Annotated in this window: 9 protein-coding genes and 1 pseudogene; 6 read left to right on the top strand and 4 right to left on the bottom strand. The window is 61.0% G+C overall.

All coding sequences use genetic code 11. From position 1 onward, the window contains the following. The 3 genes from mdtN to JWR14_RS23480 form a co-directional block, all read right to left on the bottom strand. Positions 1-1,009: multidrug transporter subunit MdtN (gene mdtN, locus JWR14_RS23470; protein ID WP_299712723.1), on the bottom strand; the 1,009-nt coding region annotated here is incomplete at its 3' end. Continuing rightward, complete coding sequence (locus JWR14_RS23475) at positions 1,006-1,326, bottom strand: YtcA family lipoprotein (RefSeq protein WP_299712726.1); 321 nt, start codon at positions 1,324-1,326, stop codon at positions 1,006-1,008. The genes JWR14_RS23475 and mdtN, both read right to left, overlap by 4 nt. Before the next feature lie 305 nt (positions 1,327-1,631). Beyond that, positions 1,632-2,231 carry a LysE family transporter gene (locus JWR14_RS23480; protein ID WP_299712729.1) on the bottom strand — a complete coding sequence of 200 codons (600 nt, stop codon included), beginning with the start codon at positions 2,229-2,231 and terminating at the stop codon, positions 1,632-1,634. Between the two features lie 546 nt (positions 2,232-2,777). On the opposite strand from JWR14_RS23480, the gene JWR14_RS23485 reads away from it, so the two are divergent. After that, entirely contained in the window at positions 2,778-4,949 is a 2,172-nt protein-coding gene (locus JWR14_RS23485) for a TonB-dependent siderophore receptor (protein ID WP_299712732.1), read from the top strand. A 39-nt stretch (positions 4,950-4,988) separates the two neighbouring features. Next, entirely contained in the window at positions 4,989-5,678 is a 690-nt protein-coding gene (locus tag JWR14_RS23490) for a PepSY-associated TM helix domain-containing protein (RefSeq protein WP_299712734.1), read from the top strand. A gap of 29 nt (positions 5,679-5,707) precedes the next feature. Here the strand turns inward: JWR14_RS23490 and JWR14_RS23495 are convergent, their stop codons facing one another. Continuing rightward, complete coding sequence (locus JWR14_RS23495) at positions 5,708-6,391, bottom strand: class I SAM-dependent methyltransferase (RefSeq protein ID WP_299712737.1); 684 nt, start codon at positions 6,389-6,391, stop codon at positions 5,708-5,710. Between the two features lie 233 nt (positions 6,392-6,624). Here JWR14_RS23495 and JWR14_RS23500 point away from each other — a divergent pair, with 233 nt between their 5' ends. The 4 genes and pseudogenes from JWR14_RS23500 to JWR14_RS23515 form a co-directional block, all read left to right on the top strand. Continuing rightward, the gene (locus tag JWR14_RS23500) at positions 6,625-7,605 is read left to right on the top strand and encodes a sugar-binding transcriptional regulator (protein WP_299712740.1); all 981 of its coding nucleotides are present in this window, start codon (positions 6,625-6,627) and stop codon (positions 7,603-7,605) included. Then, positions 7,602-9,248 (top strand): FGGY-family carbohydrate kinase, encoded by a 1,647-nt coding sequence (locus tag JWR14_RS23505; protein ID WP_299712743.1) that lies wholly within the window; start codon positions 7,602-7,604, stop codon positions 9,246-9,248. Before JWR14_RS23500 ends, JWR14_RS23505 begins: the two co-directional genes overlap by 4 nt. Then, positions 9,245-10,756: a glycerol-3-phosphate dehydrogenase gene (locus JWR14_RS23510; RefSeq protein WP_299712746.1), complete on the top strand. Its 1,512-nt coding sequence runs from the start codon at positions 9,245-9,247 to the stop codon at positions 10,754-10,756. Before JWR14_RS23505 ends, JWR14_RS23510 begins: the two co-directional genes overlap by 4 nt. Positions 10,757-10,805: 49 nt before the next feature. Beyond that, positions 10,806-11,002, top strand: a pseudogene (locus tag JWR14_RS23515) (aminotransferase); the annotation flags it as partial.

Genomic DNA, 11,002 nt, shown 5'->3' on the forward strand with positions numbered 1-11,002 from the left:
TTGCACCAATCCGCACCAGCCGCGCTGCAGGCTCATCAAGACGCACACGCACGGGGAAGCGCTGCGCGACCCGCACCCAGTTCACGGACTGCTGGACGATCGGCAAGGTGCGCGGCAGATTGATGCGATCCGAATCCGCCACGCCCGCGCCGATACCGATTACCTTGCCGTGTATCGCCTGGCTCCGGTCGATCATGGAATAGACGGTCGCGCAATCACCCGGCTGGATCCGCGCGAGTGCCCCTTCCCGGAAGTTCGCGACGGCAAACCATTCGTCCGCGTGGATGAGGGTGAAGATCGACTGATGCGGCGCGACCGTCTCGCCTGCCAGCACCGACAGACCCGTGACGAAGCCATTTTGCGGCGCGCGCACGATGGTGTCGTCAAGGCTGTGCTGTGCGAGCGCAAGCGCAGCCTCGCGCGCATGCACAACGGCGATAGCGTCCCCCTCGTCGCCGATCGTCTGCGCGGTTGCCTGCTTCTGTTCCTGCGCCTGCTTCAGCGATAACGCCGCGTCGTGCTGCGCGACTTGCGCCTGATCCAGTTGCTGGACCGGCACGTAGCCCTTCGCCACGAGTGGCGTGAGCCGCTGCACGGTGCGTGACGCCAGTTCGTAGTTGTGTGCCGCTTTACCGGTCTGGTCGCCGGCGATGATCGCATTCGCGCGCTCGCCGACAATCGTCCTGCGTCGCGTCTCAAGCGCCGCACGGGCCAGTTCCAGGTCAGCCTGGGTCTGCGCGACCACGAGACGAAACGGAGTGGGATCGATCTCAAAGAGCACGTCGCCTTTGGCAACCCGCTGGTTCTCTACCACCGCTAGCCGGACGATCCGGCCACTGGCTGGCGAAGCGACGTGCACGACATCGGCATCGATCGTCGCGTCATCCGTCGATGGAAACCGGGTCGTCCGGTCGTAGGCGTAATACATTGTCGCGAGGCCGAGTACGACGATCGCCCACGCGATTGCACGGCCCTTAAGAGAGGCTTGGCGCTTGCCGGCCATTTTCATAAGAGCTGTCCTGTTCCCGAAAGCCAGAAGAGCACCGCAACCATCAGGCCGATGGCCGCGCAGACGAAGAGCTGAAACGGAACGGTATGCGCCCAACCTGTTGAAACGAATATCCGGTGAGCGATCAGTGCGCCAGCTAGCCCGATCACCGCACTTAACAACCAGAGCGGAAAATAAGCGCCGAAGATTTCATACGACGGTGCACCGTGCTGCGTACACCCCTGCAATGAAAGGCTGACGGCAGCGATGGCCGGAAGGTATCGCGGGCGCAGCGCGATTGAGTTGCAAGCGATTCGTTGATTCGGTTTGAACGGCATTGCTGGTTGGCGAGGTGAGTGGACAAGGTTAATGAGCACGGCTGTTGAGCACGGCTGTTGAGCACATTACCCGGTTCCATCGCATTAAGGGACGCTGATCTGCTGGGGGTCTTTACAAGAATGAATCGATGGCGATGACCGTGTTGAAACCTGCAACAGTCACGATGTTGACGCGCGGGTTATGCCGGTCCTATTTGCTTTTATCAAGCAACGAGTTCTGGCTCATGAGGTCGATGAATGCACGCATCTTCGGCTGAATATGCCGACCCGATGGCCAAAGCATATTGAACACGTTTTGAACACGATTAATGCAACGCTGCCCACGCAAGAGACAAGGAAAAAGCAGCCAGGATGATCGAGGCACAACGCTGCACGTGCACCGGACTGATCCGCATCAGGCGGCCGCTGCCGAGTTCTGCGCCGAGTGCGATCCACGCCAATCCGATTGGGACCAGCAGGGCGGTGAAGATTGCCATGGCTTCAATATAAGCGGCCAAGCTCTCGAACGCAGCGACCGGGAATATCGTGCCGGCGAACAGGATTGCTTTCGGATTGAGCAAAGTAGCGGTGAACAAAACACGCAGCCCGATCGTCTTTTGTGCCGACGATGGAAGCAAGTTCGCTGTGTGCCACATGCGGACCGCGAGGTAGGCAAGATAGAGACCGCTCGCCATCCGCAAGAGCGTGGGTAGCCAGGTTAGCGAGGTCGCCGCATGCGAAAGGAAATATCCCCAGCCTGAAATGGACACGAAATAGCCGGCGAATTCGGCGCCAGTCAGATGAACCGAGCGCCTTAGACCCCACCTCAGACCGGCGGTAGCGAGCAACGTGTTTGTTGGACCCGGCATGATCAGCACGATAACGCAACCTAACGTCATCAGCGTGGCACTTGAAGTTGAAAGCATGGATTGGCGGTAGGAAAGCGGGACTCAGGTTATCGGAAACATTGGGTATTTCGATATTGCTATCAGTGTGCGGAAAGTTTTACTTCGGCTTTCATCCATCTGATTCGCGCGACGCTGATCGAGAGACTTTGGATGTCTGGCGCCAGGGAGCATTCTATGTGCGATTGTCGGCGATCTGGAGCGCAATGTCGAACGGCCGAAGCGAGCCGCGAGCAGGAACTGGTTGTTCAATGCGTCAGGCGATAACCATACGATCAGCATTCCTATTGATATTTCGAAGGGCGCTTAGTTCTGACCGCGACGAGATGTCGGAGGCATTCACCTGTCGGTGTTCTGCATTGCAACGTTATTTACCTGCCCACTAGCCATTGCCGAGCGCGCCCCCAAATCTCTCGACGCAAAAGTGTCACTTGATTTTTTACACAAATAATAATATAAACACGAATCATTCCTATTTGTTAAATAAATGGAAGATGCGCATACCTCGAACCGGCTTGACGCCGGCATCCGGGATCGCGCTCGTATGCTCATTCAGGGGTTTATTACATGCGTCGGGGAAAAGGGGCGGGCAGGCGGTTGCAACTCGCTAAAAGAGGTCCGCTCGTCAGCGCTTTGCTGGCAGCGGGCTTGATGGGCATCGCAGTACGACCGGCAATGGCCGATACAACCGGCAGCGCAGCAGTTCCCACAACGGATGAGTCCAACGCCCAGCAGCTACCTCCGGTAGCGGTCACCAGCCAGCGGGCACACGGCTTTGCGCCGGCATCCGTTGAAACCGGCCCGTATCGTGGAATGAATGTGCTTGACGTGCCTGCCACCGTGAACGTGGTGACGCGCAGTCTGATGGATGCTCAGGGAGACACCGGCCTTTACGACGCGCTGCGCAACGTAGCGGGCGTGACGCGCCAGCAACTCAGCGGTCTTGCTTACGACAACCTGTCAATTCGCGGCATCCCGCTCGATAACCGCGCTAGCTTTTACTTCAACGGGATCCTGCCGATCGACAACAACATCTGGATGCCGATGGAGGACAAGGAGCGCGTCGAAGTACTGAAGGCGGCGTCCGCGCTTTACTACGGCTTTGCCGCACCGGCTGGCATCGTGAACATGGTCACCAAGCGCGCGGGCACCGAACCGGTAACAAGCGTCTCGCTGCTCGGTGATTCGCGAGGGTCGTATGGCACGCATGTCGACATTGCCCGCCGGTTCGGCACGGACGACCAGTTCGGCGTGCGCGTCAATGCGATGGATGAACATGTCGAGGCCCCGATCGAGGGCGATCACGGTTACCGGAAGTTCATCAGCGCAGCGCTCGACTGGCGCGTGAACAGCCGCCTGACGCTCCAGTACGATCTCGAACACATTGAGACCAGCATTGTCGAGCAAGCGGGTATCGTGCCGCTCGCGCCAAATAAACAGGGCGTCATTTCGTTGCCGGGCGTACCGAACCCCAACAAGTTGTTGTCGGGCGCAGGGTATCCGACGCGTTCAAGCGCTGACACGAACCTGTTCCGCGCCAACTACGCGCTGTCGGACAACTGGAGCGTGAACCTTGCCGCGGGCGAGTCAATCACGCGGCGCGATCGCTGGAACTGGGTCTTCCAGAAATACAACGTGACAACAGGTGCCGGCACCGTGCAGGCCACCCAGCAGAATGGTCAGCGGTACCAGAACGAGACGGTTCGTCTCGAGACAAATGGTGTGTTCAAGACCGGCTCAATCAGTCATGACCTGACGTTGGGTGTCTCGCAGGACTGGATGTATCAGCCGAATTTCACGTCCTACACGTTCACTGCGCCGCAAAATCTTTACAACCCCGTCGACATCACCGCGCTGACGCCAAGCGGCACGCCCAAGCAGTTCTTCGCGCAGCATATCCGCAACGGCGGCGCCTATGTGTACGACCGGATCGACCTGACCTCCCGGCTGCAATTCATCCCGGGGCTGCGGCAATCCGAATACATCACATCGCAGGCGGGAACCCCTTACTCCGATATCAGCAGGACGACACCCTCCGCTAGCCTTAGCTACAGGGTGACGCCAAACACTAGCGTCTATGCGAGCTACGTGGAGGCGCTGGAGTCCGAAGGCAGCGCCCCCGCCACCGCCGAAAACGCCAACCAGATCCTGCCGGCTGGCGTCAGCAAGCAGGAAGAAATCGGCATCCGGACGCGGGTCACGAACAACATGCTTGCGTCGGTCGCGTTGTTCAACCTGCGTCAGCCGGCAACCGGCACCAATGCCGACAACGTCTTCGTGATGAACGGCAATGCGCGGTATCGAGGCGTCGAATTTTCGCTGCAAGGAGATGTGACGCGCGATCTGTCGGTCATCGCTTCCGCGGTGTATCTCGACGCGACCCAGGTCGATTCGCCCGATCCCACGCTGGTCGGCAAGACGCCTGAGAATGCTGCCCACGTCACAGCGAGCGTGTTTGCCGACTATCGCATACCAGCGGTGACCGGGCTCTCGGTCAACGCGGGCATGTACTACATCGGGCCTCGCGCCGTGAACGATCTCGACCAGGCGTCGATAGGCGGCTACACGTTGTTGACCGCCGGCCTGCGCTACACGACGCGCATCTTCGGCAAGCGGGCAACGATCCAGGCGAACCTCGAAAACGCGACCAACAAGCGTTACTGGAGCGCAGTCGGATCGAACCAGATTGGTGTTGGCCTTGGGCGCACGCTCGAGCTCAGTTCGACATTCGACTTCTAGCGCTTCGCGCTTCCCCCTTAAGCAGACCCACACAAAACCATGCAGGCAAGCACACTAAAGAATAACGTCGAGCCGACGGCGGCATCCCAGGACAGCGCGCAGAAATCGCGCTCTCGCCGCAGCACCTTTCTCAAGTGGCTTCGAAAGGTCCACGGCTGGATTGGATTGTGGGGCGCGGTGCTCGGCCTGCTCTTTGGCGTGACGGGGATTCTCCAGAACCATCGCGCGACAATGAAGATCAAGGTCGGTGGTCCCAGCGTATCGACGATCCAGGTCGCCATTCCAACGCCGCCGCCGAAAACGCCTGCTGAGCTTGCGCAATATCTACAGACCGAATTGAAACTCGACCGGCCTGCCGAGCGAGTCACGCGTGAAAAGGCTAAACCCGTTACGTGGGGCGACCAGTCGGTGATCCAGCCCGAGCACTGGGTGATCCGCTTCATCGCGCCGCATTATCTGGTCACGGCCGATATGTGGAAAGGCGGGAACCTTGTCAACGTCGAACGCCGCGATCAGGGCTTGATAAGCACTCTTGAAGGCATGCATCGCTCGGAAGGAGCAGGCGTTGGCTGGATCCTGTTTGCGGATTCGATCGCGGGCAGTCTCATTTTGCTGTCGATCACCGGCGTGCTGCTGTGGACCGAGCTCACTCGCCGCAAAACGATCGGCGCTTCGATCTTCGTCGTGTCCCTCGTGACGATGATCGTATTGGCGTTGCAGTCCGTGTAATTCGTTGCGTAGCGAGTCGTTAAGGTCCGTCATCCGGTCCGATGCGCACGAAACACGACGGATGCCGGCCTGCCGGTTCGCGGGTCTAGCGGCTCTTGCAACGCGCGAAGCGTTAATCCGCTCGTCCCTATGAGTTCAAGCCAAGTGCCCAATGTCCTGAAGTACCAGGGCGGGGCATCGCTGAAATCCGGACCAAACCCTGCCCATGAACCTGCCCGCCAGCCGTCGACGTAGGGCAGGTCGCCGCATGCAACAAGCGGATGCAAGGTTTGCACGATCAAGGCGCCGTCCGGCTTGAGCAAGGTTGGAATGGCCCGCAGCAGGCCGTCTACCGATTCCTTGCCGAGCAATGAGAAATTGCAGACCACCATATCGGCGCTCAGTTTTAGCTGCCCCTCTGCAATCTCTTCGTAAGACATCACGCAGGTGTCGGCCACGCCGGCTTGCTTGGCGGCAAAGGCTAATGCAGGCACAGCATCTACCGCCGTTACGTCGATCCCACTCTGTTGGAGCGCAAGGGCAAGCCAGCCTTCGCCACATCCCAGGTCTATGACAGTCTGCGGCCTGCACGCGAGAACCGTGTCCAGGATTGCACGATCGGTCACCAATCGCCGGCTCTCGATTTCACGGGCACGCACGGCATTCGTCCAGGGCGAAGCGTTCTGCTTCCACGCCTCAATTATCTTGCCGTCGCTCAAAGGGTCGATGTTCATCGCTCGTCTGTCCGCCATGCCGAGCGCAAATCATCCCACGTAACTGACCTGTTCATAGGGCTACCCGAAGAATCCCTAAACCGTTCCATCCCTGAATCCGAGCGCTGAGCGCGGCGTCGCGACTAAGGGTTTGCGCGGATGCCAACCGGGGATTTGCTTGCTATCCTTGGCACAGATGAAATAAATTACAGCAGACGAAAAAAAAATCACTTTTCGTCAGGCACGGAGAAGACATGACGAAATCCGCCGACAGGCGTGATGCCGAAGACAGTCTTGCGATCAGGGCGGCGTGGTTGCATTACGCCGCCGGGCAAACGCAGGCCGATGTCGCGCTACGCCTTGGTGTAAGCAATGTCAAGGCGCATCGGCTCATCACGCGCGCTAACCAGAGCGGCGCGGTGAAAGTCACCATCGATGGCGACGTGGCCGAATGCGTCGTGCTGGAAGCAGAGCTTGCCGACCGCTACGGTCTGGCCTATTGCGAGGTGGTTCCGGATCTGCATGAAGTTGGCCTGCCGCTGCGTGCCTTGGGCGTGGCCGGAGCGCACTTCCTGCAACGCGAGATCGCAGCTCGTCAAGGCGGCGTGATCGGCATGGGGCATGGCCGTACGCTGGCAGCCGTGGTCGCCGACATGCCGCGCATGGATGCCGGCAAGGTGCGTTTCGTGTCGCTGCTGGGTGGGGTCACGCGTAACTACACGGCGAATCCGTACGACGTGATCCATCGTCTGGCGGAGAAAACTGGCGCCGTCTCTTACGTGCTGCCATTGCCGTTTTTCGCCAATACCGCCGAAGACCGTGAGGTATTGCTGTCGCAGCGCGGCGTGCGCGAGGTGTTCGATCTGGCCGCGCATGCGGACTTGATGATCGTTGGCATTGGCACCGCACAGCCCGACGCGCAACTCGTTGCATCGCAGATGATCGAGCCAGCAGAAATTCGCGAAGTGAGCGACATGGGCGGCCAGGGCGAGGTGCTGGGTCACTTTTTCGATCACGCGGGCAAGTCTGTTGAAACCTCGCTGGCCGCGCGCACGGTGGCCCCCAATCTCGCTGATCTGACCGGGCGGCGGATCGTCGCCATCGCCGGCGGCGCCGAAAAGGTACAGGCGATCCGAGCCGTTCTGAACAGCGGTCTCCTCAGCGGCTTGATCACCGATGAAGCGACGGCGCTGGCGTTGAATCACGGAACAATCATCGCGGAGGCGACAGCGTGATAGTTCCCTCATCCAGCGCCGTCGCCGGACGCGACCTCCTGGTCGGTATCGACGCCGGTACCTCGGTTATCAAGGCTGTCGCCTTCGATCTGGCAGGGCGGCAGATCGCGGTTGCATCGGTTCCTAACCGCTACACCACGAATGCCGATGGCGCGGCCTTTCAATCACTGGACCAGACCTGGGCCGACTGCGCGCAGACGCTGCGTGATCTCGGCGCCAAGGTCGATGGCCTGGCGCGGCGCACGGCGGCGGTGGCGGTGACGGGGCAGGGCGACGGCACCTGGCTCGTCGGCGCGGGAAACAAGGCCGCCAGTGACGCCTGGCTCTGGCTGGACGCTCGCGCCGCGGAAACCGTACGGCGACTGCAGGGCAACACAGCCAGCCGTGCTCGATTCGAGGCCACCGGTACCGGGCTGGCGGCGTGCAGCCAGGGCGCGCAGATCGCGCATATGGATGCAACAACGCCCGAGGTGCTCGAGCGCTCGGAAGTCGCGTTGCATTGCAAGGACTGGCTGTATCTCAACCTCACCGGAGTGCGCGCAACGGATCCGTCGGAGGCGAGCTTCACCTATGGCAACTTCCGCACCCGTCGCTATGACGACGCGGTAATCGAAGCGCTCGGGCTGTCGGCGCGGCGCGGTTTGTTGCCCGAGATCGTCGATGGCACCGAGGTCACTCATGCGCTGTCACCTGAAGCCGCGGCGGTAACGGGCCTGCTGGCCGGTACGCCGGTGTGCCTCGGGTTCGTCGACATCGTGCTGACGGCGTTGGGCGCCGGCATCCATACTGAGGGTGCGGTGGGCGCCACCTGTTCGATCATCGGGTCGACGGGCATGCATATGCGTGCGGTGCAAAACACCGATGTGTATCTGAACGCCGAGGGCACGGGGTACGTCATCGCGCTGCCAATACCCGGCATGTCGGCGCAGGTGCAGTCGAACATGGCTGCAACCCTGAACATCGACTGGCTCTTGAATCTCGCATGCGACCTGCTCGCGGAATTCGGTACGCAGCTCTCACAAGTTGACCGCGTGAAACGTATCGACGGATGGCTGCAATCCGGCCGGCCGGGCGCGCACCTTTACCACCCTTATATCTCCGATGCAGGCGAGCGCGGTCCGTTCGTCAACGCCAACGCGCGTGCCAACTTCACAGGACTCACAAGCGAAAGCCGTTTCCCGGATATGTTGCTTGCCGTGGTCGAGGGGCTTGGGATGGCCGCGCGCGACTGCTATGCAGCAATGGGCGGCGCGATGCCGGCAGAGTTGCGCCTGACCGGCGGTGCGACCCGGTCGCGGACATTGCGTGCGGTGCTCGGCGCAGTGGTGGGCGCCCCGGTGCGAACCTCCACACGCGAAGAGGCGGGCGCGGCCGGTGCGGCCATGATGGCGGCGGTCGCGCTCGGTGTTTATCCCGACATGCAGGCATGCATCGCCGAGTGGGTCACGCCGCTATTGGGACCGGTCGAGACACCCGATCCAGACCATATGCAGACCTACGCGCAGGCGTTCCCCGTATACCAGCAGGCGCGGCGCGCTCTGGAACCTGTGTGGGATGCAATGGCACAACAGGCGAGGGCCAGGAGTCATCCCGGAGCCCTTGGCGCAATCAAGAACGAAGTCGAACGGAGGGCGGTGAGATGAGCGACAGCCAGATGGTCGACCTGTTCGTCATTGGCGGTGGCATCAACGGCGCGGGCATAGCGCGCGATGCCTCGGGCCGCGGGCTTTCCGTGATCCTGTGCGAGAAGGATGATCTGGCGCAGGGGACCTCGTCGCGCTCGGGCAAGTTGGTGCATGGCGGCCTGCGCTATCTTGAGTACTACGAATTCCGGCTCGTGCGTGAGGCGTTGATCGAGCGCGAAGTGCTGCTCAACGCGGCGCCGCACATTATCTGGCCGCTGCGTTTCGTGCTCCCGCACAGCCCGGACGACCGCCCTGCGTGGCTGGTCAGGCTAGGGCTGTTTTTATACGATCACCTCGGCGGACGCAAGAAGCTTCCGGGCACGCGTACCCTCGATCTGCTGCGCAGTCCTGAAGGTGCCCCGATCAAGGATCAGTACCACAGGGGTTTCGAATATTCCGACTGCTGGGTCGATGATGCGCGCCTCGTCGTACTTAACGCAGTGGACGCGGCGCAGCGCGGTACGCAGGTCCTCACGCGCACGGTCTGTACTTCGGCGCGACGCGAAGGCGATGCGTGGCGCATCGAGTTGCGCAACACGCGCAACGGTGCAACTCGCGTTGTCACCGCGCGGGCTCTGGTCAATGCCGCCGGTCCGTGGGTGGCCGATGTCATCGAGCGCGTGGCCGGAGGCCATTCGACCCGCAAGGTGCGGCTGGTCAAGGGCAGCCACATTGTTACCCCCAAGTTCTGGGATGGCCCGCATTCCTACCTGGTGCAGAACCACGACAAGCGGGTGATTTTCATCAATCCCTACGAAGGGGACAAGGCGCTTATCGGCACCACGGACATCCCCTGGGACGGTGCGCCGGAAAATGTGTCGACCGACGAATCGGAAATCGAGTACCTGCTGGCCGCGGTCAACCGATATTTCAAGCAACCGCTGCGGCGCCAGGATGTGGTGCAGACCTTCTCGGGTGTGCGCCCGCTTTACGACGACGGCGCAGGCAATCCGTCGGCGGTGACGCGCGACTATGTGTTCGATCTCGACACCAGCGGCGGTGCACCTCTGCTCAACGTCTTCGGCGGCAAGATCACGACCTTTCGCAAGCTGTCCGAGCATGCGATGCAACGCCTGCGGCCGACCTTTCCCGACATGGGGAAAGACTGGACGTCGACTGCAACGTTGCCCGGGGGTGAGATCGAAGGAGCAGACGTACCGCGGTTCATCGCGCGTTTGCAGCGAGAGTATGGCTGGCTGCCGGAGGATTTGATGCTTCACTACGCGCGGACTTACGGTGCACGCACAGCGCAGGTGATCGGCTCCGCCAAGTCGCTTGCCGATCTCGGCCGGCAATTTGGGCCGACTTTCTACGAGGCTGAAGTGCGCTACCTGATGACGCATGAGTGGGCGGAGACAGCGCCGGACATCCTGACGCGGCGCACGAAGCACGGACTGCACATGAGTACCGAGCAAACGGCAGCGTTCGGTGCGTGGTTCGATGGCCTCGATAGAAAAACCGCCTGAACCCGGCTGCGATCAATCCGGATACAACACGAGACAACACGAGACGCAAATGGCTTTCACTCTCGCACTCAACACCAATCCGCTGGTGAATCGCTTCGCCGAGCCGGAAGATCTTATCGATGCCATCGCGCACAAGATGAAGATTCGCGACGTGCAGCTCACGCACGAGTTCATCAACCCGTCGTGGCCGGCAGCAACCACGCGCCGTCTGACGCGCCAGATGCGCGCGGCGATGGCGCGAACCGG

The sequence above is a fragment of the Caballeronia sp. genome (genome assembly GCF_028292365.1).
GTDB lineage: Bacteria > Pseudomonadota > Gammaproteobacteria > Burkholderiales > Burkholderiaceae > Caballeronia.

What these genes read in the sequence shown, in the direction of transcription:
- JWR14_RS23475 (WP_299712726.1), bottom strand. Translation starts at nt 1,326, where the DNA reads ATGCCGTTCAAACCGAATCAACGAATCGCTTGCAACTCAATCGCGCTG.
- JWR14_RS23480 (WP_299712729.1), bottom strand. Translation starts at nt 2,231, where the DNA reads ATGCTTTCAACTTCAAGTGCCACGCTGATGACGTTAGGTTGCGTTATC.
- JWR14_RS23485 (WP_299712732.1), top strand. Translation starts at nt 2,778, where the DNA reads ATGCGTCGGGGAAAAGGGGCGGGCAGGCGGTTGCAACTCGCTAAAAGA.
- JWR14_RS23490 (WP_299712734.1), top strand. Translation starts at nt 4,989, where the DNA reads ATGCAGGCAAGCACACTAAAGAATAACGTCGAGCCGACGGCGGCATCC.
- JWR14_RS23495 (WP_299712737.1), bottom strand. Translation starts at nt 6,391, where the DNA reads ATGAACATCGACCCTTTGAGCGACGGCAAGATAATTGAGGCGTGGAAG.
- JWR14_RS23500 (WP_299712740.1), top strand. Translation starts at nt 6,625, where the DNA reads ATGACGAAATCCGCCGACAGGCGTGATGCCGAAGACAGTCTTGCGATC.
- JWR14_RS23510 (WP_299712746.1), top strand. Translation starts at nt 9,245, where the DNA reads ATGAGCGACAGCCAGATGGTCGACCTGTTCGTCATTGGCGGTGGCATC.